Source organism: Bradyrhizobium sp. Leo114, from assembly GCF_055229415.2.
In genome coordinates, this window is sequence record NZ_JBUYEN020000063.1 from 1 (window position 1) to 23,034 (window position 23,034).

Below are 23,034 nucleotides of genomic sequence, written 5' to 3' on the forward strand. Positions count from 1 at the left end.
CAAATCGCCCCAGCCCCACCTCCATCGACATACGACCGCTCTCCACAAGACCGCCTCCCGCCAGGGAATCAGTCTTCGCCGATCTTCGCAACAAAGATGTGTGCATTAGATAGCCGGTCACCGGGCTTTCTTGCCACCGTCACCCGCGGCAGCTCTTTGCTGCTCGCGAGCTTAGCGCCAGCGTCGGGGCGCCAGGACCACACGACTTCGCCGTCCGTGATGCCTGTGCTCGTCAGTCACACCCATCTCGTCCACCGCATCTCACCGCAACGTTCGTGACGATCGCGAGCCGCCCCTCATCCGCCGTGAGACGCGCGGAGTTAAATCACTGATTTGCCCGACGGCGAAAGCGGAATGTTTTTCGCGGCGTGAGTGGACAGGGCAAATCAGATTGAAATCGTTGAACAAATTTCCCTGGCCGGAAATTCGCTCTTGCCGATTCCAATTCGCCGGCGATTTCGGCCAAACTCGTTCCCTGAAACACATCGAAAGTTCGGCGCAACCGTGGACCATAAGCCCGACGATGAGCGATTAGTCGCAGACGAAGGTCGCAGCCTGCTGGGCCTCGTAGCGGCGGCGCTCGTCGTTGGGGCCGTCACCGGATGTGTCGGGGCGAACTTCCGCCTCTTGCTCGAGCAGGCCGATCGCTTGCGCGATGCGGTAATCGCCTGGGCGCATGGCCACGGCGTCTTGGGATTCCTGATTGTCGTGGGCGCATGCGCTGGTGCCACCTTGCTCGCGGCGTGGATGGTGCGGCGGTTCTCGCCGCACGCGTCGGGCAGCGGCATTCCGCATGTGGAAGCCGTCCTGCACGGGCAGGTCCCGCCGGCTCCGTTTGGCTTGGTGCCGGTGAAATTCATCGGCGGTATCCTGGCAATCGGCTCCGGCCTGGCGCTGGGCCGCGAGGGGCCGACCGTGCAGATGGGCGCAGGCATCGCGGTCTTCACCGCGCGCATCTGCCGGCTCTGCTGGGCGGACGCACGCGTACTGCTGGCCGCGGGTGCCGGCGCTGGCCTGGCGACGGCCTTCAATGCGCCGATCGCTGGGCTCGCCTTCATACTTGAGGAGCTGATGCACAAATTCGACCGCCGCGTCGCTGTCGCGGCCCTCGCCACGCTGGCAACGGCGATCCCGGTTGCAAGGCTGTTTATCGGCGACGCGCCCGATTTCCAGATCGTTCCGCTGAACACTCCGAGCGCGGTATCCGCGCCGCTGTTCCTTGCGCTGGGGGCCGTCGCGGGCCTGCTCGCCGTTGCTTACAATCACACGCTGCTTGCGTTCATCGCAGCTAGCGACCGGTTCGCGCGGCTGCCGATCGAGCTCCGAGCCGGATTGATCGGCGCAAGCGTCGGCATATTGGCCTGGTTTGCGCCCGAGCTGGTCGGGGGCGGAGATCAGATCACGCAGCGCACGCTGATCGGCCAGGATAGTCTTGCGATCGTCGCCTCCGCATTCCTGATCCGGTTCGCTCTCGGTGCTTTATCATACGCTGCCGGCACTCCCGGCGGACTCTTCGCCCCTCTGCTGGTGCTGGGAGCCCAGTCGGGGCTGCTGTTCGGAGCAGCCTGCCGCCTTGTATTTCCGGAACTCGCGATCGAGCCGCATGCATTTGCGTTAGTGGGCATGGCCGCCTTCTTCGCGGGCGTGGTACGGGCGCCGGTGACCGGCATCGTTCTCGTCGCCGAGATGACGGGCAACGTGACGATGCTGCTGCCGATGCTCGGCGCCTGCTTCGTAGCGATGCTGCTGCCCCCGCTGCTGCACAATCCACCGATCTACGATTCCTTGCGCGAACGCACGCTGCGGCTCGAGCAGCAGATCAGACGGGAATGAGCGGGTGGAGGGCGGTCGCGGAAATGGCTCCGTCATTCCGGGGCGATGCGATAGCATCGAGCCCGGAATCTATTTCACCACCAGCTCATGCGGCCCGATGGATTCTCTGATGTGCAATTGCACATCATAGCTCGCGCCAAGAGGCGCGCCCCGGAATGACAGCAGTGTCAGTCGTGTGCCGCATCCACTGCCGCGAGCCGTTCGGCCTCGGCGATATCCTCGACCGTGTTCGCGTTGAAGAAGGGGTCGAGCGGCTCGGTCGGCCAGGTCACAGTGGCGAGCCTGTAGCGGGCGGTCCAGCGGTCGATCTTCCTGACATCTTCGACGACGAGGGCGTGGCGGAGTTCGTCGCGCAGCGACACGCTCCACAATCCGATCACCGGATGCGACTGATCGCCCGAGGCCGCCACGGCCAGTTGCGCGTCTTCCTTTACCATTGCGTCGTGGAGCCGTGAGACGAGATCGCGCGGCAGGAACGGGCAGTCGCCGGCTGCGCTCAGGATCGGCGATACATCCGGCCGGTTTGCCGCCATCCAGTCCAGCGCCGCCAGGATGCCGGCGAGGGGCCCTGGGAAATCGGCGACGCTGTCGGCGATGACGGGCAATCCGAACGCGGCGAAGCGGGCGGGATCGCCATTGGCGTTGAGGATCAGGCCGTCGCATTGCGGCGCCAGCCGTTCGATGACGCGCTCCAAAATGGTGCGGCCGCCGATCGCGCGCATGGGCTTGTCGCCGCCGCCCAGCCGCCGCGCGAGCCCGCCTGCCAAAAGAACGCCGGGAATTATGTCGCGTGAGGCCATCTGCTTCACCTCCCCCGCTTGCGGGGGAGGTCGCTGCGCTCGAAGAGCGCAGCGGGTGAGGGCTCTCTCCATACGGGGAGTCCCATTGCGGAGACACCCTCACCCCGACCCTCTCCCGCAAGCGGGAGAGGGAGTGCAGCCGCTTCTCGGATGCAGTTCGAGCTCATCATGCTAGTCGTCACGCGCTTCGCCCTTGCGCTTGTGCTTGGCGGATTCTTCCTCGACATAGTCGAGGTTCTGGTCGAACACGATGCGCTCCTGGCCTGACAGCGCGATGAAACGCTTGCCGCGCGTGCGTCCGATCAGCGTCAGGCCGACCTGCCGCGCCAGTTCGACGCCCCAGGCGGTGAAGCCGGAGCGCGACACCAGAATCGGAATGCCCATCCGCACCGTCTTGATCACCATCTCCGAGGTCAGCCGTCCCGTGGTGTAGAGGATCTTGTCGCCGGGATCGACGCCGTGGCGGTAGATCCAACCGGCGATCTTGTCGACGGCGTTGTGGCGGCCGACATCCTCGGTGTAGCAGATCGGCGTTCCCTCCTTGCATAAGACGCAGCCATGGATCGCGCCGGCTTCGAGATAGAGCGAGGGCATGGTGTTGATCGCATGCGTCATCTGGTAGAGCCAGGAGGTGCGCAATTCCGCCTTCGGCAGCGCTACGCTTTCGACCGCCTCCAGGAGATCGCCGAAAGCCGTGCCCTGGGCGCAGCCCGAGGTCTGGGTGCGCTTCTTCAGCTTCTGCTCGAAATTGGTGTGGTGCTCGGTGCGCACGACCACCACCTGCAGATCGTCGTCATATTCGACCTCGGTGACGACGTCGTCGTATTTGAGCATGTTCTGGTTGAGGAGATAGCCGAGCGCGAGATATTCGGGGTAGTCGCCGATCGTCATCATGGTGACGATCTCCTGCGCGTTCAGGTACAGCGTCAGCGGGCGCTCCATCGGCACCTTGATCTCGACGCTGGCGCCGGTCTGGTCTGTCCCGGTCACGCGCTCGGTCAGGCGCGGGTCGTCCGGGTTGGGGACGATCAGGGGAACGGGCGGTTTGTCGATCCTCATCATGGCGGCCAGGTTAGCATGACTTTCCCTGCCATCCGATATAAGCATGTCGGAAGCTTAGGGAAATATGGCCCTCCCGTCATTGCGAGCGGAGCGAAGCAATCCATCCATCCCCGCGGAAAGTATGGATTGCTTGGTCGCTTCGCTCCTCGCAATGACGGCGGAGCGGGTGCAATGACGGTGGAACGAGTGGGTTCCTCTTGGGATGAGGTCGGATGAAAGTGATCGGACTCGCGGGCTGGAGCGGCGCCGGCAAGACCACCTTGCTGTCGCGCGTGATTCCGCATCTGCTGGCACAGGGTCTGCGCGTGTCCGTGATCAAGCATGCCCATCACGAATTCGATGTCGACGTGCCCGGCAAGGATTCCTGGGTGCACCGCCAGGCGGGCGCGACCGAGGTGCTGGTCTCCTCAAGCCGGCGCTGGGCCTTGATGCATGAGCTGCGCGGCGCCGGCGAGCCGCGGCTGGCCGAGCTGCTCGCCAAGATGTCGCAGGTCGATCTCGTCGTGGTCGAAGGCTTCAAGCGCGAGCCGCTGCGCAAGATCGAGGTGCATCGTGCCGCCAACAGCAAGCCGCTGCTGTTCCCCGATGATCCCGGCATTGTCGGGATCGCGACGGATGCGACGATTGAAACCCGGCTGCCGACCGCCCACCTCGATGATGTCACCGCCGTTGCCGCCATGATGCAGCGCGCCGCTGTTGCGGTCGACGAAATCCTGGCGAAGAGCGAGACCTGAAATGGCGCAACTGTCCGACGATTGCTTTGCCTCCAGCGGGCCGATGATGTCGGTCGGTGAGGCCGTGCGCCTGATCGCGACTCGGGTGACGGCGATAGCCGATATCGAGACCGTCGCGCTCGCGGAGGCCGACGGGCGCATCCTTGCCAATGACATTTTGGCGCCGTTGCCGCTGCCGCCCTTCACCAATTCCGCCGTCGATGGCTATGCGGTCGCAAGCCGCGATCTTCCCACAGGTTCGGAACAGGCGTTTCCCATCAGCGGACGGGTGCAGGCGGGCGCCGCGGCGAATGCGCCGATCGAGCGCGGTCATGCTGTGCGCATCTTCACGGGCGCGCCGATGCCTGACGGTGCCGACACCGTGTTCATGCAGGAGGACGTCCGCGTCGAGGGCGATAACGTCGTTCTGCCCGCAGGCCTGCAGCCGGGCGCCAATGTGCGGCCGGCGGGTGAAGACATTCCGCTCGGCCACGCCGCGTTGCAGATTGGAAAGCGCTTGCGCCCGCAGGATGTCGCGCTGGCTGCAGCGTTCGGCCTTGTCAGGCTCGACGTGATCAGGCGGATCCGCGTCGCGGTGTTCTCGACCGGCGATGAGCTGGTTTCGCCCGGAGAGCGCCGTGCGGCGCCGCAGCTCTTCGACTCCAACCGCTTCATGCTGATGGCGATGCTGCGGCGACTTGGCTGCGAGGTCAGTGACCTCGGCATTCTGCGCGACGAGCCTGCGAGCCTCGCACGCGCGCTGAAGGACGTCGCAGGCCACCACGATCTGATCCTCACCACCGGCGGCGTCTCGACTGGCGAGGAGGATCACGTCAAGGCCGGCGTCGAGAGCGTCGGCCGCCTGGTGCTGTGGCGGATGGCGATCAAGCCGGGGCGCCCGGTCGCGATGGGCATCATCGGCGGCACGCCGTTCATCGGCCTGCCGGGCAATCCCGTCGCGAGCTTCGTCACCTTCGTTCACGTGGTGCGGCCAACCATCCTGGCGCTGTCCGGCGGCGCGCCGGAGCCGCTGGTGCCGATGCCGGTGCGGGCCGGCTTCACCTACAAGAAGAAGGTCGGGCGCCGCGAATATGTCCGCGTCAATCTGCGTAAAGCGCCGGATGGTATGCTCGAAGCGATCAAGTTTCCGCGCGAGGGCGCGGGGCTGTTGTCGTCGCTGGTCGACACCGATGGCCTGGTCGAGCTTGGCGAACACATCACACACGTCGAGCCCGGCCAGACCGTCGGATTCCTGTCCTATGCAAGCCTGATCTGAAGCCGTCGCGTAGCGATTGACGCTGTGCGAATGCTTCGCCATGGTCGGAAACATGACGACGACAAAACTCGATCTCACCGGTCTCAAATGTCCGCTGCCCGCGCTCAAGACGCGCAAGGCACTGAAGGCGGTCAAGCCGGGTGATTTTCTCGAAGTGCTCTGCACCGATCCATTGTCGGTGATCGATATCCCGAACCTGATCCGCGAGACCGGCGACAAGGTCGAGATCACCGAGCGGAGCGAGAGCCGCATCGTGTTTTTGATCGAGAAGACAAATGGGACGATAGAGAAAATCAATGATGCCTCGTCCGCATCGCAACAATAGCCGTGCGCTGCAATAATCGCTCTGGTTGATACCTACCTTTTTCCTATCGACACCTTTTAGCCCTTCTGTCCCAATTGAACCTCTCCGCGGTGTCGCGGAGATCAATGACGCTCGGGCTACACACGAGCGACTCCGGGCGGGGCACGTCTTCATTTATCAGGTTGGCGCCGTCACTGAGCATATTGTGTCGCGTCGGGGGTTGGGAATTCCGAAAAGCGCTTGATGATCTCTGGCGCACAGAAAGAAGTCGTGGAGGGGCAGCGCCGGTTTCCGCGACGACAATTTGGTTGGATCAATGAAAGCGAGCACGCTCGATCGAAGAGCGGCCGCAGGGAGGATCGGATGACGACGATTAGCAGCACCGGCGCTGTGGCCGGCGCGGGGCTTGGTTTCCTCGACAAGGAGCACACGATTGCGACCGCCGGCTTCAACCGTTGGCTGGTGCCGCCGGCCGCACTCTGCATCCATCTGTGCATCGGCATGGCCTACGGCTTCTCGGTGTTCTGGCTGCCGCTGTCGCGCGCGATCGGATTGAACACGCCGAAGGCCTGCCCCGATACCTCGCTGTGGCAGGAATTGTTCACGACCACCTGCGACTGGAAGGTGGCGAGTCTCGGGTGGATGTACACGCTGTTCTTCGTGCTGCTCGGCGTGTCCGCCGCGATCTGGGGCGGCTGGCTCGAACGTGTCGGTCCGCGCAAGGCAGGGTTCGTCGCGGCGCTGTGCTGGGCCGGCGGTCTCGTGATCGGCGCGCTCGGTGTCTACATCCATCAGCTCTGGCTGATGTGGCTGGGCGCTGGCGTGATCGGCGGCGTTGGCCTCGGGCTCGGCTATATCTCGCCGGTGTCGACATTGGTGAAATGGTTTCCCGATCGCCGCGGCATGGCGACCGGCATGGCCATCATGGGGTTCGGCGGCGGCGCCATGATCGGCGCGCCGCTTGCCAATCTCTTGATGAACTATTTCAAGACACCGACCTCGGTCGGCGTCTGGGAAACCTTCCTGGCGATGGGCGTGATCTATTTCGTGTTCATGATGATCGGCGCCTTCCGCTATCGCATCCCGCCGACGGGCTGGCAGCCCGAGGGCTGGACGCCAAAGGCCAAGGCCAATGCGATGATCTCGACCAACAACGTCCATCTCGACAATGCACACAAGACACCGCAGTTCTGGCTGATCTGGTGGGTGCTCTGCCTCAACGTCTCAGCAGGCATCGGCGTGATCGGCATGGCCTCGCCGATGCTGCAGGAGATCTTCGCCGGCAAATTGATCGGATTGCCCGATGTCGGCTTCAATCAGCTTGATGCGTCGCAGAAGGCGCAGATTGCCGGCATCGCGGCGGGCTTCGCCGGGCTCTTGTCGCTGTTCAACATCGGCGGCCGCTTCTTCTGGGCGTCGCTGTCGGACAAGATCGGGCGCAAGAACACCTATTATACGTTCTTCCTGCTCGGCATCGCGCTCTATGCGCTGGCGCCGACCTTCGCGGCGATGGGCTCGAAACTTCTGTTCGTGCTCGGCTTCGGCATCATCCTGTCGATGTATGGCGGCGGCTTTGCGACCGTGCCGGCGTATCTCGCCGACATGTTCGGAACGCAGTTCGTGGGCGCCATTCACGGCCGGCTGCTGACGGCGTGGTCGACCGCCGGCATCATCGGCCCGGTCGTCGTGAACTATATCCGCGAGTTCCAACTCGCTGCCGGCGTTCCGCGCGACCAGCTCTACAACACCACGATGTACATCCTCTGCGCCATGCTGATCGCGGGCCTGATCTGCAACTACCTGGTCAAGCCGGTCGATGCGAAGTGGCACATGAGCGAGGCGGAAGTGGCAAAACTGCAGGCGGCGAGCGCGAGTGCGGATGCGGCCGGTCCGCATGGTTCCTACGGCATCGGGTTCGGCGGACTGGATGCCAAGGCCGCGCTGTTCTGGGCCTTTGTCGGCATTCCCCTGGCCTGGGGCGTCTGGAAGACGCTGGAGAGCGCGGTCAAGATCTTCTGATCGAGCTTGGCGCCGCGGGCGATGCGTTCGCCCGCGGCGCTTTTTTTCATCCATTCAATTGAACGAATAGAACAAGGGAATTTTCGCGATGTTTCGTATCGGAACTGGTGCCGCCGCCGCGCTGTTGATTACGAGCCTGCTGACTGCGGCTTCGGCCCAAACGCCCGCGCCTTCCGCGCCTGCCGCCGCGAGCGAGGCGAAGCCTTCCAGGGCGAAGCTCACAGCCGCGAGGCTGAAGGACATGAAGGCCAAATGGAGCGCCAACAGGGGCAAGCTGAAAGCCTGTCGCCAGGAGGTCAAAGCCAAGGGATTGGCAGGCGACGACCGCTGGTTCTACATCGAGGACTGCATGGGTAAGACCTGAGGACAGGTTTGTCGCGGGGGGAAACGGAGCGGGGGCATGCGCCGGCGGCATGCCACTTAAATGCTTCTTCGGACGCGATAATTTTCTCTTGGCATTGGTCTTGGCATCTGGCATGCCAAAGATTAGAGTTGATCTAAAGAGTGGTAAGAACGGATGCTTCAATGACTGTCCATGACGTGCATGAGGTTCGCGCGTTCGAGCACCCTGGTGCCGGGCGGCGCAAGGCCAAGGCGACGCCGAAGGGACGCCAGATCGATCCGACAGCCGCGCATGACGTCGAGCAGTTGCTCGGCGACCGGCCGCGCCGGCGCGATCTGTTGATCGAATTCCTGCACCTGATCCAGGACAAGTATCACCAGATCTCCGCCGCACATCTCGCTGCGCTCGCGGACGAGATGAAATTGTCGTTCGCGGAAGTGTTCGAGACCGCGACCTTCTACGCGCATTTCGACGTGGTGAAGGAAGGTCAGCCGGATGTCGCGCCGCTTACCATCCGCGTCTGCGACTCGCTCACCTGCGCGATGCTCGGCGGCGAAAAGCTGCTGGAGCAATTGCAGGACTCGGCTGGTCCCGGCATCCGCGTGGTGCGCGCGCCCTGCGTCGGCCGCTGCGACACCGCGCCGGTCGCGGAAGTCGGCCACAACTTCGTCGATCAGGCGACGGTCGAGAGCGTGCTGGCGACGGCGAAGGCTGGCGAGACGCACGCGCATCTGCCTGATTATGTCGGCTACAACGCCTATGTTGCCGGCGGTGGCTACCGATTGCTGAACCGGCTGCGCGCGGGCGAAGTGTCGAACGACGAGATCCTGAAGGCACTTGACAACGCCTCGCTGCGCGGACTCGGCGGCGCGGGATTCCCCACCGGGCGCAAATGGCGCGCGGTGCTCGGCGAACCCGGGCCGCGGCTGATGGCGGTCAATGGCGACGAGGGCGAGCCCGGCACGATCAAGGATCGCTATTATCTCGAGACCGATCCGCATCGCTTCCTCGAGGGCATGCTGATCGGCGCCCACGTGGTCGAAGCCGCCGACGTCTACGTCTACATCCGCGACGAATATCCGGCGGTGCGCGAAATCCTCGCGCGCGAGATCGCAAAGCTTCCGGCCGGCGGTCCGCGCCTGCATCTGCGTCGCGGCGCCGGCGCTTACATCTGCGGCGAGGAATCCTCGCTGCTCGAGAGCATCGAGGGCAAGCGCGGATTGCCGCGGCACAAGCCGCCTTATCCGTTCCAGGTCGGGCTGTTCGGCCTGCCGACGCTGATCAACAATGTCGAGACATTGTGGTGGGTGCGCGACATCGTCGAGAAGGGCGCCGACTGGTGGAAGAGCCACGGCCGTAACGACCGTCAAGGCCTGCGCAGCTACTCGGTCTCGGGCCGCGTGAAAAATCCCGGCGTGAAGCTGGCGCCGGCCGGCATCACCGTGCGCGAGCTGATCGACGAATATTGCGGCGGGATGGCCGATGGCCACACCTTCCATGCCTATCTGCCGGGCGGCGCCTCCGGCGGCATCCTGCCGGCGACGATGGACGATATCCCGCTCGACTTCGGCACATTGGAAAAATACGGCTGCTTCATCGGCTCGGCCGCGATCGTGATCCTGTCGCAAGCGGACAGCGTGAAGGCGGCGGCGCTCAATCTGATGCGCTTCTTCGAAGATGAGAGCTGCGGGCAATGCACGCCGTGCCGCGTCGGCACGCAGAAGGCGGCGATGTTAATGGAACGGCCGGTGTGGAACCGGGCGCTGCTCGAGGAACTGGGCCAGGCGATGCGCGATGCGTCGATCTGCGGTCTCGGCCAGGCCGCCTCGAATCCCCTGACCTCCGTGATTAAATACTTCCCCGACGAGTTCAAGGAAGCTGCGGAATGACGACGATCCAGTTCGAACTCGACGGCAAGCAGGTCGAAGCGAAAGCAGGCGAGACCATCTGGCAGGTGGCAAAACGCCAGGGCCAGGAGATCCCGCATCTCTGCTATTCGCCGGCGCCGGACTATCGCCCCGACGGCAATTGCCGCGCCTGCATGGTCGAGATCGAAGGCGAGCGCGTGCTCGCCGCCTCCTGCAAGCGCATGCCGTCTGTCGGCATGAAGGTGAAGACGGCCTCTAGCCGCGCCGTTGCCGCGCAGAAGATGGTGATGGAGCTTCTGGTCGCCGACCAGCCGGCGCGCGAGACCTCGCACGATCCCGATTCGAAATTCTGGCACTGGGCGGAGAAGACCGGCGTCACCGAGAGCCGCTTCCCGGCTGCGGAACGCTGGGAGGGCGACGCCAGCCATCCGGCGATGCGCGTCAATCTCGATGCCTGCATCCAGTGCGGTCTGTGCGTGCGCGCCTGCCGCGAGGTGCAGGTCAACGACGTCATCGGCATGGCCTATCGCAATGCCGACGCCAAGATCGTGTTCGACTTCGACGATCCGATGGGAGAATCGACCTGCGTCGCCTGCGGCGAATGCGTGCAGGCCTGCCCGACCGGCGCCTTGATGCCCGCCGTGATGCTCGACGAGAAACAGACCCGCGTTACTTATCCCGACCGCAAGGTGGATTCGCTCTGTCCGTTCTGCGGCGTCGGTTGCCAGGTGACCTATCAGGTCAAGGACGAGAAGGTGATCTATGCCGAAGGCCGCGACGGCCCGGCCAATCACAACCGGCTCTGCGTCAAGGGCCGCTTCGGCTTCGACTACATCCATCATCCGCATCGCTTGACCAAGCCGCTGGTGCGGTTGCCGAACGCCAGGAAGGACGCCAACGACCAGGTCGATCCGGCCAATCCGTTCACGCATTTCCGCCAGGCGAGCTGGGAGGAGGCGCTCGACATTGCCGCGCGCGGCCTCGTCAAGATCCGCGACGAGAAGGGCGTGAAGGCGCTGGCCGGCTTCGGTTCTGCGAAGGGATCGAACGAGGAAGCCTATCTGTTTCAGAAGCTGGTGCGCACCGGCTTCGGCTCCAACAATGTCGATCACTGCACGCGGCTGTGCCACGCCTCATCAGTGGCGGCGCTGACGGAGGGCCTGAATTCCGGCGCGGTGTCGGCGCCGTTCTCGGCGGCAATGGATGCCGAGGTGATCATCGTGATCGGCGCCAATCCGACCGTGAACCATCCGGTGGCGGCGACCTATATCAAGAACGCGGCCAAGCGCGGCGCGAAATTGATCGTGATGGACCCGCGGCTGCAGACGCTGTCGCGCCACGCCGATAAGCATCTCGCCTTCAAGCCGGGAAGCGACGTCGCGATGCTGAACGCGATGATCAACACGATCATCACCGAGGGCCTGACCGACGAGCAGTATATCGCCGGCTACACCGAAGGCTTCGACGAGCTGAAGGCCAAGATCGTGGACTTCACTCCGGAGAAGATGGAGCCGATCTGCGGTATCCCGGCCGAGACCTTGCGCGAAGTGGCGCGGCTCTACGCCCGCGCGAAATCCTCGATCATCTTCTGGGGCATGGGTATCAGCCAGCATGTCCATGGCACCGACAATGCGCGCTGCCTGATTGCGCTGGCGCTGATCACGGGTCAGGTCGGCCGTCCCGGCACCGGCCTGCATCCGCTGCGCGGCCAGAACAACGTGCAGGGCGCGTCCGACGCCGGCCTGATCCCGATGTTCCTGCCGGACTACCAGCCTGTCGGCCGCGTCGATCTGCGCGGCAAGTTCGAGGAACTCTGGCAGAAGAGCCTCGATCCGGTGCGCGGGCTGACCGTGGTCGAGATCATGAACGCGATCCATGCCCGCGAGATCAACGGCATGTATATCGAGGGCGAAAATCCCGCGATGTCCGATCCCGATCTGCAGCACGCGCGCGAGGCGCTTGCCATGCTCGATCACCTCGTGGTGCAGGATCTCTTCGTCACCGAGACCGCGTTCCATGCCGACGTGATCCTGCCGGCTTCGGCATTCGCGGAAAAGTCAGGCACCTTCACCAACACCGACCGGCGCGTGCAGCTCGCGCGCGACGTGATCAAGCCGCCGGACGACGCGCGGCAGGATCTCTGGATCATCCAGGAGATCGGAAAGCGCATGGGCCTGCCGTGGAATTACAGCGGTCCGGCTGATGTCTTTGCCGAGATGGCCGAGCTGATGCCTTCGCTGAAGAACATCACCTGGGAACGCCTGGTGCGCGAGGGCGCGGTGACCTATCCGGTCGACGATCCGCACAAGCCGGGCAACGAGATCATCTTCACCACCGGCTTCCCGACTGAGAACGGCCGCGGCAAGATTGTGCCGGCGCATGTCATCCCGCCGGATGAACTGCCCGATGCCGAATATCCGATGGTGCTGTCGACCGGCCGCGTGCTCGAGCACTGGCACACGGGATCGATGACCCGCCGCGCATCCGTGCTCGACCAGATCGAGCCGGAGGCGGTCGCCTTCATGTCGCCGAAGGACATGCGGCGCATGCAGCTCTGGCCCGGCGATTTCATCCGGCTCCAGACCCGCCGCGGCGCCGTCGAGGTGAAGGTGCGCTCCGACCGCGACGTGCCTGTCAACATGGTGTTCATGCCGTTCTGCTACGCGGAAGCGGCGGCCAACCTCTTGACCAATCCGGCGCTCGATCCCTTCGGCAAGATTCCGGAATTCAAGTTCTGCGCCGTGCGCGCGGAAAAGGCCGAGCTCCGCTCGGCAGCGGAGTAGGCGCTGCCGCCTTTATGCCGCTTCTATGCGGGATGGCGGCAAGCCATCTCGAATTCCTACGCACTGCTTCGCATCTTCCATTGTCCGGCACCTGTTTGCGCTGGGTTTGGAAGGTCCCCGACCACAGGGACAAGTCGCTGAGAACGCTGCAGCGGCCGCACATTCTCTCCGAGAAGTGGGACTACTGATCAGCGCCTACGGTCCGGAAACACAGGTCACGATCCGATCTGACGAAAATTGGACTATGATCTAAAGCGACGTGGTTGCTGCGCAGCAGCGAAATGACACCATGGGCCGATCGATTGATTTATCTCAAGACTCTTTCCGGAGCGCGGGCCCAGCTTACCTTCGCAAGGCAGCGACAATCGGGAGGTGAAGCATGTACCGGCATATTCTCATTCCGACAGATGGATCGGAGCTGGCGGAGCATGGGGTGGCGCATGGCTTGGCGCTGGCGAAATCCCTTGGAGCCAAGGTGTCTGTCATCTTCGTTGTGGAACCCTTTTCGGAAATGTCAGGGCGGTTCCTTGAAGCCGTCGCAACATATGCCGAGCTGCGCAAGGAACAGGCCACGAGCGCGTTGGATCGCGCGGCAAATGCGGCCAAGGAGGCCGGTGTTTCTTGCGAGACGATTCAAGCGGAGAACGGGCAACCCCATCAAGCAATCATCGCAGCAGCCGAGGACAAAGGCTGCGATCTCATTGTCATGTCATCGCATGGACGCAGCGGGCTTTCCATGCTTCTCATCGGAAGTGTGACCAACAAGGTGCTGGCGCACGCGAAAACCCCCGTACTGGTTTGTCAGTAGCGACAAGTCGCCGGGGCGCACCAGGCCAGTAGGGTCGAACAATTTACGGCACCCGCAAATTCGACCTGAGACACTTGTTGGGACACTTGGGTTCCAATACAGGCAGCATCCCTTCCTCCTATAGGAACGGATCGGCTGCTCAGGACGCTTCCCGAACGCTGAAGAGGCCTGCCTGAATATCCGTTCTGGGTCATTCGCGTCGATTGGGCGATGCCGCAACCGCGTCCGGTCTCCCCCTAGCAGCAGGCGCCTTGGCGGCCGCCTCTGGCCACGAACGCACCGCCGCGGGACCCCGCGGCCTTACTTCGAGGCTTTGGTGATCTTGTGCTCCAAGTGGCCAGTCTCATGATCACGACGGAGCTGGCTCAATGATGTCTCGTTCAGCTTAAGTAGAACCTCACGGAGCTTCTCTGTGTCGGGATAGCCAGCCGCGAAACTCTGACCGTACACCTTGCGCAACGTGCGAATGAGGGTGTTTCCGTGTTTGGCGCTGATTTCTCCGTCCTTGTTGCGGTGGCGATTGTCGAGAGTTGCCTTGCTCATGCTGCCCTCCATTGTGTCCGCGCCAACAGCATCCACCCGCCGAGACCAAATCGCAACAACGCGTGCTCGGGAAATACACTTTGCGCTGCATAGCTTTTGGTGGCCGTGGGCGATTGGCTCGCGGAGTGCTTGCTTGACTCGTCCCGCCTCCGTTCAATGCGACCACGGATACTAAAGGCATGTTCGGGACGTATTAGGTCAACGTTACTGACGCGCTCTTAGACCGCGAGTCGCTCTGCCACAGCGCTCGTTTTTGCTTTCACCAGCCTGGGCCGGGAGCAACAGGATGCATTGCATTACGGCAAGCTCCACGCTAGAGCAGCCGTAACTTCTAGAGGTAAACACATGTCATATGCCTATAAGCTGAATGAAGACGTTCACCACCAGCCCCAAGGTCCGCGAGGACGTGCCTCGACTGAGGCGCCAATGATTTATACCATCGTTCAACTTATGCCCATCGAGGCAGATGGACGTCTTAGATACCGCATCAAGAGCAAGTCGGAGAATATCGAGCGAGTCGTTACGGAAGATCAGCTTTCGTATTCTCAGTGATTTGGCGCGCTTGATGACGGTAGGAGCCTAGTCGTGCTGAATGATCGAGAAAATATCCTGCGTGCGCTCCGCGAGAAGCCGCTCAAAGTGTACGAGGTCATGAAACGCGCCAATGTCGTGAATGAAGAAGCTTGCCAATCCCTCCTGTTGAAAATGCGAGACGAGGGCCTGGTGAAGTTCGATATCAACAAAGGGCGATGGCGCATCGGATGATTCGTGAAATTGCGGGCGACCGTCCAGCGTTGATCACAGAAGACTCGCTGCGGCGATTAGGAACACGTTCATACTTGAAGGACTGAGCGTCCCGCAGCACCTGATGGCGGCAGATCAGCCGCGACGATTCTTCCTTGCCTTCTTTCCGAATGCGGCTTTCGCAGGCGACGCGTTTGCCGGCTGCCGCTGTCCAGCATGGCCGGACTTGTTCCGGTGTTTCTTTTTCTTCCCGAAACCCGGCTCGCTGGCAAATTTCGACCCGCTTTCGCGGTGAGGCTTGCCGCGTTGCTTCGGTCCTGTCGCGTCACGAGAATTGTCGCTTCGACGAGCATTGTGATCGAAGTCGCCGGCTTCGAGCCAAGGCGAGTGTGACTGCTTTTCCAAAGGTGCCTGATCTGGGGGAGTGTCTGCCAGCGGCTCGATGCGGATGTTGTCTTCCTTATCCGGACGTCGGATCTTGGCGGCGAAGGATCCTGCGACCCGCTCGGAAATTTCGAACTCGGTGGTGGTGTCCAGAATCCGGATGGCGCCAATGTCACGCTTGTCGATGCCGCCACGACGGCAAATCATCGGCAAGAGCCAGCGCGCTTCTGCATTCTTTTTTCGTCCGATGGCGGCCCGGAACCATACGCTGGCCTCCGCCATGCCGTGACGCGACGATGATCTTCCCGTTTTCGATCGGGGCCCGGTGGGGCGTTCATCGCCGCGCGATGTCCGCATGTGTTCTCGACCGCGGTCGTCACGAGGTCGGCTGCGATCCTGGCCGGGATCGAGAATGTCTTCGGGCGAAGGAAGCCGCGCGCGATAAAGCCGCGCGAGCGCCGCGGCGATATCCTCAGCCGACCGCTCGGCAAGCAATGCCCGCGCCAGCACCAGATCGTCGGCGGTCGTCTCCTCGGTGAAAACGGCATCCGTAAGCATACGTTCATGATCGAGCCTGCGGATTTCATCGGCCTGGGGAGCCGTGCTCCAGACGACGTCAATGCCGGCCAGATTCAGCAGCAGTTCCGCGCGTCGTTTTCGGGCGGGCGACACCAGCAGGATGCTCACGCCCTTGCGGCCCGCACGACCGGTGCGGCCCGAGCGGTGCTGCATGACCTCCGCGTCCTTTGGCAGATCCGCATGAATGACGAGGTCGAGGCTCGGCAGGTCGATACCGCGCGCCGCCACGTCGGTCGCCACGCAGACGCGCGAACGTCCGTCGCGCAACGCCTGCAGCGCCAGGGTTCGCTCGTTCTGCGTCATTTCACCGGAGAGAGCGACCACGGAAAACCCACGCTCGAGCAGCGCCGCCTGCAAATGCCTGACCGCATCTCTCGTGTTGCAAAACACAAGTGCGCTCGGCGATTCGAAAAAGCGCAATACGTTGACGACCGCGTGCTCGACATCATCAGGAGCAATCCGGATGGCGCGGTACTCGATATCGGCATGACCGCCTTCGTCGCCCGCGACCTCGATCCGAGAGGCCTGTTGCTGGTACTGTTTTGCCAGCGCAACGATGCCGCGCGGAAAAGTCGCCGAGAACAACAACGTGCGGCGCGTGTCCGGCGTGGTCTTGAGGATGAATTCCATATCCTCGCGAAAACCGAGATTGAGCATTTCATCGGCCTCGTCGAGGACGACAGCCTTCAATTCTGAGATGTCGAGATGGCCGCGCCGCAAGTGATCGCACAATCGGCCGGGCGTCCCGACCACGATGTGAGCGCCCGCGGCAAGCTCGCGCTGTTCGCGGCGCGGATCCATGCCGCCGACGCAGGAGACGACGCGCGCATCCGCGTATTGATAAAGCCATGCGAGTTCGCGATGGACCTGCAAGGCGAGTTCGCGCGTTGGCGCGACGATCAAGGCAAGCGGCGCGGCCGCCCGCTGAAACCGCTCGACGCTGCCCAAAAGATCCTTTGCAATTGCCAGCCCGTAAGCGACGGTCTTGCCCGAGCCGGTTTGGGCCGAAACGAGAAGGTCGCGGTCGACAGCTTCTGCCGCAAGCACGGCGATCTGGACAGGGGTCGGCCGATCGTAGCTGCGCTCGGCTAAAGCTCGGGCGAGCGGCGGACTTGTGGTGGGGAATGACACGAGATGGAAACCTTTGTTGGCTCAGGCGCAGAACGTCGAGCCGAGTGACTTGAAGCTGCGTGCCCGGCAGACGGCACAGCCGCACGCGCGGCGATCTGATTCAGATGCTTTACGCCAAGAGAAGCCAGATCGCTACCCCAGGATGAGGTTGACGCTCAGGGATGAGCCGGCGCGACTTCCGCTCCGGGTCATTTTCGACCGACTCTATCGGCTTTGCCTGCGATGTAATGTCCGTTTGTCCCCAAAGCAACCAATGCCGGGACTCAGCCAAGAACCAGCGTTTGGCTGGATGCCTGTGCTTCAAACTTTCCCTACACAACTTGCTACGACCGCTTCGCTCGCTGGTGGCGCACCGGTGCGGCGGGCAAAGTATCCTGCACGCCAGACCATTCTTCGTCGCCGAGTTCGGCGATCGCCTTCCTGACCTCCGCCTTGGCGGCGTCGTTCAACTGAACGATCGGGAGGCGCGTATTCGGCTGGATCAGCCCAAGCAGCGACAGCGCGTACTTCAGCGCCGCTGGATGCTCGGCGGCGAGCAGCCCGGCAATCGGGAACAGGCGGCTGAACAGATACCCGGCCGATTGCAGCCGTCCTTCCTTGAGGCTTGCAAGAACCACCTGGCACAGTTCCGGTACGAGGTTCGCGACTGCCGAGATGCAGCCGTGTCCACCGACGGCCATGAACGGCAGCGTGGTCAAATCGTCGCCTGACAGCAGGCGGAAATGCGGCGGCAGCGACGTGCGTATGCGGACCAGGCGTCCGACATCGCCGCTGCTGTCGCGCAATCCGATGAACTGCTCGGATTCAGCTAGGCGCTTGAGCGTTGCGTCGGAGGCGTCGCGAAGGGTGCGCGAGGGAACGTCGTGCAGGATAACCGGAAGCGCGGTCGCCTCGGCCACTGCGCGGAAATGCGCGAGGAGTCCAGCCTGCATCGGCTTGTTGTAGTAGGGGACCACCGAGAGCACGGCATCGGCACCGGCTGCCTCCGCCTGCCGCGTCAGTTCGACCGCGCGGTCTGTTGCGTTGGATCCGGCGCCGGCGATGACGCTGATACGGCCATGCGCGACCTCGACGGCGCGGCGAACGAGGCCGGCCTTCTCTCCCGTCGTCAGGGTCGGCGCCTCGCCCGTGGTCTCGCCGACCACGATCGCACTGGCGCCGGATGCGATCTGGCGCTCGCAGAGCCGCGCAAAGGCATCGAAATCGATCTCGCCGTCTTCGCCGAACGGCGTTGGAAGGTCGGGGATGTAGCCCGCGAGCCAGTCCTGTTTCATGTGTCGTCCTTCGGAATAGGCACCGCATTCAATATCTGGCGGCGCGTGAGCGCGTGCCGGGGAGTGGAGCATTGCTGCGCGGTGCCAATCCGCGCCACAGCCAGTTGTTGACCTTGGGCTTTCTTGTGCGCGGCGGCGCCGTATCGATTTCGATTTCGACCGCGCTTGCGAATGCCCGCCTCGCGCGGGGATCCTCGATCCGCTCAAGATACTGACGCAAGGTGGCGTCGGCGCCGTCGTTCTGCCGCAGAATGGCGCTGCAGAGGTCGGCACTGATCTTGCGGAAGAAGCTGAAACTCGGCTGCTCCTCATAGCGGCGGCCGCCGCGGTCGATCTCGGCGGCTATCGCCATCACGTTCAACCGATCGGCATTATCGAGCGTTACGGCAAAGCGCAGAAGCGCCAGTTGCCAGGCGCGCAGCAGCCTGCTGTGCCATTCAACCGGATCCTGCGATTCCATTGGTAACGCCTTCCCAGCCGCGCAAATGCTTCGCGGTTCACGCCGCTCTTTCCATTTGTGCGAAACCCTGCCGGTGAGCGGCAAGCACGAGGCCGCGTTGGCACCTCACGCCTGCCTCGATCCGGAAGCCCATTTGCTCCAGCTTCCTTCGGATGTTGAGGCAGAATTCGCCTTCACGAGAGTCGATCAGGATCGCAATGGTGGCATTCGCGCTGAGGAATTGCGAGACTTCCAGGAGCGCCGCCTCGGTCGCCGCCAGGGATTTGTCTCCCGTGAGCAGGCCGATGCTGTGCTGTCTCCTGGGCACCCGGCAGGTTGCGGTTGTCGCGACCTGAACGAAGCCGCGCCTGCGCAGCGAAAGATAGAGCTCCATGGCTCCACTTCCCGCGATGATCGTGCGGTGCAGGTTGGACAGGTGCGTCAGTGTGATCATCGTATCGAGGACCTGGTCGCGGTCGGCAACTAAACAAGGCTGCATCATCTGACTCCTCCTGAATGTAGGCCGCGAACCGGATCAGGCGACGCGTCGCGCGGCTGTTGCTTGTGACGGCGCGGCGGAGGAACTGCGGTTCATGTCAAGTTCGAATTCGCGCGACAGTTCGACGATGGTTTCTGGATGATGCCCGTTCTCGAACAGCGCGTATTTGACTGCCTGGGAGCGATTGACGAACAGCCCGCCGTAGAGACCGTTCTGTTCCTGGGCGACCCACTGGCCGCGCCGGTTCCTTCCGATAAAGACGATAGGCGAAGCAGAGCTACACGATGGAGGTTCGTCGAGTTTTATGTTCACGAGTTTCATTTTTGTGATTCCTTCACGAGACTTGGTAACGCGTTCAATATCTTTGCGGGCGGATATGAAATCGAGGAGGGCGGGTGAGCGATCTCATAAGGGACATATAAGGTCGCCAGGCCCGTCGCGTGGGTTATCGCCCGGTGGCCGAGGCGAGCGCGCAAAGCGCGGCATAGGCTGCCATCTCGTCCCAATGGTTGAGATCGGCATCCATGAATTGCTCCCGCCGTATCAGGGCGATGACGGCACAGAGCACGGTGGACATCCAGAGCAGCGCGATGAAGCTGCGGCCAAAGCCGATGCTCCCGAACAGCGCGAAACCGCTCAGGATCAGCAACCGAAACACAAATCGAACCAGGACCTGGGCGGATTTCAGCTTTTGCGGCAGGTTTGGCAGTGGCTGCACGGCGCTGCTCGCTCAGGCGAAATTGTCGCTCAGCATCGGCTGGTAGAAGCCGTCGGCATGACGTTCGACGCTCGGCACGCTGGGGCGGCTCGATGGTGCGGCGATCTGCTGTGCCTCGACGAACGCGCTCAAGATGGCGAGCGCCAGATCGGCATGATGGGTCTCGATCGATTGATCGAGCCAGTCGGGCAGTTCGCGCTCGCGCGATAGCGCGCAGTACCATTCGCCGTCGTCATAGGCGAGGCGACGAACCTGCCATTGCGGCAGTTCGAGGTCGAGCAGCGCCAGCGCTGCATCGGTCCACGCGCCCAGTTTGATCAGTGCCTCGACGCGCGCCGTCTTGTCGCGCCGTCCTTGCGAGGGAAAGCGTCGGCAATAGTCGCGGATGAGGTCGGACATCAGTTCGACTGTCACTCTACCGGCGTCCCGCGGCCGAAGGCCGAAGTCGGCGGTCAAGGGTTCTGAAAGCAGTGACATGGCGAGACCTATCAATCATGCGGCTTGACGAAATGCCGCAGGTCAAAAGTGGTCAAAACGCCATTTGAAAACGAGATGGGGCGGCGGCCGGAAATATAGGGATTTCATAAAGATGGACGGGGCGCGCGATGCCGAACCTCACGCGTCGTCCCGACAAACGCCAGGGCCCAGATCACCATTCTGTGTTTGGAAGCGTGCTGTGGCGGCCCCACCTCTTTGACGATACCGGAGGTTGTGGGTCCCGGCTAGGCCAAGGGCTCGCCGCGGCGCGCGAGCCTGAGAAGCGGATCTTTATAAGATTCCTATAACGACGCCGCAGCCTACATCTCGAAAACCTATGCGGCGGGTGGCACCTCACCTCGGAACCAGAACGGGCCTTTGTCGGCCCGTTATGCATAGGAGCCTCCAATGCTTGATCTCGTCATGCTGGCGCTCATCGCGGCATTTTTCGCGGCCGGCATAGGCTACGCCTACGCCTGCGAACGGCTGTGAGGGGGCGCGCCATGATTTTCGACTATTCGCTCGCCGGCCTCGTCTCGCTCGGCCTTCTCTTCTACCTCACCTATGCGCTGCTGCGCCCTGAGCGGTTTTGATCAGCGCCATGTTCATGATTGGGCAGCTTCTCCTGGCAGATGCGGCGCTGACCATCCTGTTGGTCGGCGTGCTTGCCGTGCTGCTGCGCTCAAAGCCCATTCGAAAGGTTTAATGCCATGACCGCCATCGGCTGGTTCCAAATAATCCTCTTTTGCGCCGTCGTCGTCGCGCTGGTGAAGCCGCTCGGCTGGTACATGACGCGCGTCTTCAACGGCGAGGCGACTTTCTTGTCGCCGGTGCTGCGCCCGGTGGAGCGCGGGTTCTACTGGATCAGCGGCGTCGACGAAAGGCGCGAACAGCACTGGCTGACCTATACGGTCGCGATGCTTCTGTTTCATATCGGCGGTTTCCTGATCATCTACGGCGTGATGCGGCTGCAGGCCGTGTTGCCGTTCAATCCGGCGGACCAGGCCGCCGTTGCCCCGGATCTGTCGTTCAACACCGCGGTCTCCTTTCTCACCAACACCAACTGGCAGAACTACGGCGGTGAAAGCACGGTGTCGTACCTGGTCCAGATGCTCGGCCTGACGCACCAGAACTTCCTCTCGGCTGCGACCGGCATGGTGCTCGCGGTGGCGTTGATCCGGGGCTTCGCCCGCGCCTCTGTACGCACGATCGGCAATTTCTGGGTCGATATCACCCGCTGCACGCTCTACATCCTGCTGCCGATCTGCATCGTCTATTCGCTGTTCCTGGTGTCGCAGGGCATGCCGCAGACGTTCGGGCCCTATGTCGATGCAACCACGCTCGAAGGCGCCAAGCAGACGATCGCCGTCGGTCCCGTGGCCTCGCAGGTCGCGATCAAGATGCTCGGCACCAATGGTGGCGGCTTCTTCAACGCCAACGCTGCGCATCCGTTCGAGAATCCGACGGCGCTGTCGAACTTCGTGCAGATGCTCTCGATCTTTGTGATCGGCGCCGCGTTCACCAACGTGTTCGGCCGCATGGTCGGCAACCAGCGGCAGGGCTGGGCGATCCTCGCGGTAATGGGCGTGCTGTTCGTCGCCGGCGTTTTGGTCTGCTACTGGGCCGAGGCCAACGGCACCACCGCGCTGCATGCGCTGGGGCTGTCCGGCGGCAACATGGAAGGCAAGGAAGTCCGCTTCGGCATCGTCGCGTCCTCGCTGTTCGCCGTCGTCACCACCGCGGCGTCCTGCGGCGCCGTCAATGCCATGCATGACAGCTTCACCGCGCTCGGCGGCATGATCCCGCTGGTTAACATGCAACTCGGCGAAATCATCGTCGGCGGCGTCGGCGCCGGCCTTTATGGCATGCTGCTGTTCGTCGTGCTGGCGATCTTCGTCGCCGGCCTGATGGTCGGCCGTACGCCGGAATATGTCGGCAAGAAGATCGAGGCGCGCGAGGTCAAGATGGCGATGCTCGCGATCCTGGTGCTGCCGCTGATGTATCTCGGCTGGACGGCGGTTGCCGTGGTGCTGCCGTCCGCGGTTGCTTCGATGGCCAATGCCGGCCCGCACGGCTTCACCGAGGTGCTCTATGCCTTCACCTCGGCGACCGGCAATAACGGCTCGGCCTTTGCAGGTCTCACCGGCAACACCTTCTTCTACAACCTCACGCTCGCCAGCGCGATGTTCGTCGGCCGCTTCTTCATGATCGTGCCGGCAATGGCGATTGCGGGTTCGCTGGCGCAGAAGAAGTCGGTCCCGCCGTCGGCCGGCACGTTCCCGACCACCGGCGGCCTGTTCGTCGGTCTCGTCGTCGGCGTGATCCTGATCATCGGCGGCCTCACCTTCTTCCCGGCGCTGGCGCTCGGACCGATCGTCGAGCATCTCGCCATGAACGCCAACACCCTGTTCTGATCGAATTAATTGGAGTCACATCC

Annotated in this window: 22 protein-coding genes; 12 read left to right on the plus strand and 10 right to left on the minus strand. The window is 62.9% G+C overall.

Translation table 11 applies throughout. The features are described from left to right. Window positions 1–504: 504 nt before the first annotated feature. Window positions 505–1,833, plus strand: a complete 1,329-nt coding sequence (gene clcA / locus ACZIRK_RS39635; RefSeq protein WP_474419378.1) for a H(+)/Cl(-) exchange transporter ClcA — start codon at window positions 505–507, stop codon at window positions 1,831–1,833. Between the two features lie 167 nt (window positions 1,834–2,000). Here the strand turns inward: clcA and mobA are convergent, their stop codons facing one another. Continuing rightward, a complete protein-coding gene (mobA, locus tag ACZIRK_RS39640; protein ID WP_474419379.1) occupies window positions 2,001–2,633 on the minus strand; it encodes a molybdenum cofactor guanylyltransferase MobA in 633 nt (210 codons plus the stop codon). 171 nt (window positions 2,634–2,804) lie between these two features. Further along, window positions 2,805–3,695, minus strand: coding sequence for a formate dehydrogenase accessory sulfurtransferase FdhD (locus ACZIRK_RS39645; RefSeq protein ID WP_456642078.1), 891 nt, complete (start codon window positions 3,693–3,695; stop codon window positions 2,805–2,807). A 212-nt stretch (window positions 3,696–3,907) separates the two neighbouring features. On the opposite strand from ACZIRK_RS39645, the gene mobB reads away from it, so the two are divergent. The 8 genes from mobB to ACZIRK_RS39685 all read left to right on the plus strand — a co-directional run bounded on the left by mobB (window position 3,908) and on the right by ACZIRK_RS39685 (window position 13,809). Continuing rightward, entirely contained in the window at window positions 3,908–4,429 is a 522-nt protein-coding gene (gene mobB / locus ACZIRK_RS39650; RefSeq protein WP_130224521.1) for a molybdopterin-guanine dinucleotide biosynthesis protein B, read from the plus strand. 1 nt (window position 4,430) lies between these two features. Next, complete coding sequence (locus ACZIRK_RS39655; protein ID WP_474419380.1) at window positions 4,431–5,684, plus strand: molybdopterin molybdotransferase MoeA; 1,254 nt, start codon at window positions 4,431–4,433, stop codon at window positions 5,682–5,684. Between the two features lie 52 nt (window positions 5,685–5,736). Further along, a complete protein-coding gene (locus ACZIRK_RS39660) occupies window positions 5,737–6,009 on the plus strand; it encodes a sulfurtransferase TusA family protein (RefSeq protein WP_028166541.1) in 273 nt (90 codons plus the stop codon). Between the two features lie 342 nt (window positions 6,010–6,351). Beyond that, on the plus strand, window positions 6,352–8,007 hold the full coding sequence (locus tag ACZIRK_RS39665) for an OFA family MFS transporter (protein WP_474419381.1): 1,656 nt from the start codon (window positions 6,352–6,354) through the stop codon (window positions 8,005–8,007). 88 nt (window positions 8,008–8,095) lie between these two features. Next, window positions 8,096–8,371 carry a hypothetical protein gene (locus ACZIRK_RS39670; protein ID WP_456642076.1) on the plus strand — a complete coding sequence of 92 codons (276 nt, stop codon included), beginning with the start codon at window positions 8,096–8,098 and terminating at the stop codon, window positions 8,369–8,371. A gap of 161 nt (window positions 8,372–8,532) precedes the next feature. Next, window positions 8,533–10,239 (plus strand): NADH-ubiquinone oxidoreductase-F iron-sulfur binding region domain-containing protein, encoded by a 1,707-nt coding sequence (locus ACZIRK_RS39675; protein ID WP_474419382.1) that lies wholly within the window; start codon window positions 8,533–8,535, stop codon window positions 10,237–10,239. Beyond that, entirely contained in the window at window positions 10,236–13,001 is a 2,766-nt protein-coding gene (gene fdhF, locus ACZIRK_RS39680) for a formate dehydrogenase subunit alpha (RefSeq protein ID WP_474419383.1), read from the plus strand. Before ACZIRK_RS39675 ends, fdhF begins: the two co-directional genes overlap by 4 nt. A gap of 379 nt (window positions 13,002–13,380) precedes the next feature. Next, window positions 13,381–13,809 carry a universal stress protein gene (locus ACZIRK_RS39685; protein ID WP_474419384.1) on the plus strand — a complete coding sequence of 143 codons (429 nt, stop codon included), beginning with the start codon at window positions 13,381–13,383 and terminating at the stop codon, window positions 13,807–13,809. 300 nt (window positions 13,810–14,109) lie between these two features. Here the strand turns inward: ACZIRK_RS39685 and ACZIRK_RS39690 are convergent, their stop codons facing one another. After that, window positions 14,110–14,352, minus strand: a complete 243-nt coding sequence (locus tag ACZIRK_RS39690) for a hypothetical protein (RefSeq protein WP_028166547.1) — start codon at window positions 14,350–14,352, stop codon at window positions 14,110–14,112. 585 nt (window positions 14,353–14,937) lie between these two features. Between ACZIRK_RS39690 and ACZIRK_RS39695 the strand changes: the two genes are divergently transcribed. After that, the gene (locus ACZIRK_RS39695; RefSeq protein WP_035691301.1) at window positions 14,938–15,117 is read left to right on the plus strand and encodes a hypothetical protein; all 180 of its coding nucleotides are present in this window, start codon (window positions 14,938–14,940) and stop codon (window positions 15,115–15,117) included. A 114-nt stretch (window positions 15,118–15,231) separates the two neighbouring features. On the opposite strand, the gene ACZIRK_RS39700 is transcribed toward ACZIRK_RS39695, so the two are convergent. The 7 genes from ACZIRK_RS39700 to ACZIRK_RS39730 form a co-directional block, all read right to left on the minus strand. Then, entirely contained in the window at window positions 15,232–17,190 is a 1,959-nt protein-coding gene (locus ACZIRK_RS39700; RefSeq protein ID WP_474419385.1) for a DEAD/DEAH box helicase, read from the minus strand. 323 nt (window positions 17,191–17,513) lie between these two features. Further along, entirely contained in the window at window positions 17,514–18,464 is a 951-nt protein-coding gene (gene dapA, locus ACZIRK_RS39705) for a 4-hydroxy-tetrahydrodipicolinate synthase (RefSeq protein WP_474419386.1), read from the minus strand. Window positions 18,465–18,492: 28 nt separating this feature from the next. After that, the gene (locus ACZIRK_RS39710; protein WP_130224499.1) at window positions 18,493–18,924 is read right to left on the minus strand and encodes a hypothetical protein; all 432 of its coding nucleotides are present in this window, start codon (window positions 18,922–18,924) and stop codon (window positions 18,493–18,495) included. 37 nt (window positions 18,925–18,961) lie between these two features. Continuing rightward, a complete protein-coding gene (locus ACZIRK_RS39715) occupies window positions 18,962–19,402 on the minus strand; it encodes a hypothetical protein (protein WP_245474582.1) in 441 nt (146 codons plus the stop codon). A 36-nt stretch (window positions 19,403–19,438) separates the two neighbouring features. Then, complete coding sequence (locus ACZIRK_RS39720) at window positions 19,439–19,708, minus strand: hypothetical protein (protein ID WP_035691316.1); 270 nt, start codon at window positions 19,706–19,708, stop codon at window positions 19,439–19,441. 139 nt (window positions 19,709–19,847) lie between these two features. Next, window positions 19,848–20,120 (minus strand): hypothetical protein, encoded by a 273-nt coding sequence (locus tag ACZIRK_RS39725; RefSeq protein WP_245287463.1) that lies wholly within the window; start codon window positions 20,118–20,120, stop codon window positions 19,848–19,850. Window positions 20,121–20,132: 12 nt separating this feature from the next. Beyond that, the gene (locus ACZIRK_RS39730) at window positions 20,133–20,534 is read right to left on the minus strand and encodes a hypothetical protein (RefSeq protein ID WP_245474581.1); all 402 of its coding nucleotides are present in this window, start codon (window positions 20,532–20,534) and stop codon (window positions 20,133–20,135) included. Between the two features lie 566 nt (window positions 20,535–21,100). Here ACZIRK_RS39730 and ACZIRK_RS39735 point away from each other — a divergent pair. Both ACZIRK_RS39735 and kdpA read left to right on the plus strand, forming a co-directional pair. Further along, a complete protein-coding gene (locus ACZIRK_RS39735) occupies window positions 21,101–21,190 on the plus strand; it encodes a K(+)-transporting ATPase subunit F (RefSeq protein WP_016846764.1) in 90 nt (29 codons plus the stop codon). Window positions 21,191–21,307: 117 nt separating this feature from the next. Further along, complete coding sequence (gene kdpA, locus ACZIRK_RS39740) at window positions 21,308–23,011, plus strand: potassium-transporting ATPase subunit KdpA (RefSeq protein WP_474419387.1); 1,704 nt, start codon at window positions 21,308–21,310, stop codon at window positions 23,009–23,011. The last annotated feature ends 23 nt before the right edge of the window (window positions 23,012–23,034 follow it).

What these genes read in the sequence shown, in the direction of transcription:
- ACZIRK_RS39715 (WP_245474582.1), bottom strand. Translation starts at nt 19,402, where the DNA reads ATGCAGCCTTGTTTAGTTGCCGACCGCGACCAGGTCCTCGATACGATG.
- ACZIRK_RS39710 (WP_130224499.1), bottom strand. Translation starts at nt 18,924, where the DNA reads ATGGAATCGCAGGATCCGGTTGAATGGCACAGCAGGCTGCTGCGCGCC.
- ACZIRK_RS39685 (WP_474419384.1), top strand. Translation starts at nt 13,381, where the DNA reads ATGTACCGGCATATTCTCATTCCGACAGATGGATCGGAGCTGGCGGAG.
- ACZIRK_RS39670 (WP_456642076.1), top strand. Translation starts at nt 8,096, where the DNA reads ATGTTTCGTATCGGAACTGGTGCCGCCGCCGCGCTGTTGATTACGAGC.
- fdhF (WP_474419383.1), top strand. Translation starts at nt 10,236, where the DNA reads ATGACGACGATCCAGTTCGAACTCGACGGCAAGCAGGTCGAAGCGAAA.
- kdpA (WP_474419387.1), top strand. Translation starts at nt 21,308, where the DNA reads ATGACCGCCATCGGCTGGTTCCAAATAATCCTCTTTTGCGCCGTCGTC.
- dapA (WP_474419386.1), bottom strand. Translation starts at nt 18,464, where the DNA reads ATGAAACAGGACTGGCTCGCGGGCTACATCCCCGACCTTCCAACGCCG.
- ACZIRK_RS39690 (WP_028166547.1), bottom strand. Translation starts at nt 14,352, where the DNA reads ATGAGCAAGGCAACTCTCGACAATCGCCACCGCAACAAGGACGGAGAA.
- ACZIRK_RS39735 (WP_016846764.1), top strand. Translation starts at nt 21,101, where the DNA reads ATGATTTTCGACTATTCGCTCGCCGGCCTCGTCTCGCTCGGCCTTCTC.
- mobA (WP_474419379.1), bottom strand. Translation starts at nt 2,633, where the DNA reads ATGGCCTCACGCGACATAATTCCCGGCGTTCTTTTGGCAGGCGGGCTC.
- ACZIRK_RS39675 (WP_474419382.1), top strand. Translation starts at nt 8,533, where the DNA reads ATGACTGTCCATGACGTGCATGAGGTTCGCGCGTTCGAGCACCCTGGT.
- ACZIRK_RS39660 (WP_028166541.1), top strand. Translation starts at nt 5,737, where the DNA reads ATGACGACGACAAAACTCGATCTCACCGGTCTCAAATGTCCGCTGCCC.
- mobB (WP_130224521.1), top strand. Translation starts at nt 3,908, where the DNA reads ATGAAAGTGATCGGACTCGCGGGCTGGAGCGGCGCCGGCAAGACCACC.
- ACZIRK_RS39665 (WP_474419381.1), top strand. Translation starts at nt 6,352, where the DNA reads ATGACGACGATTAGCAGCACCGGCGCTGTGGCCGGCGCGGGGCTTGGT.
- ACZIRK_RS39655 (WP_474419380.1), top strand. Translation starts at nt 4,431, where the DNA reads ATGGCGCAACTGTCCGACGATTGCTTTGCCTCCAGCGGGCCGATGATG.
- ACZIRK_RS39645 (WP_456642078.1), bottom strand. Translation starts at nt 3,695, where the DNA reads ATGATGAGGATCGACAAACCGCCCGTTCCCCTGATCGTCCCCAACCCG.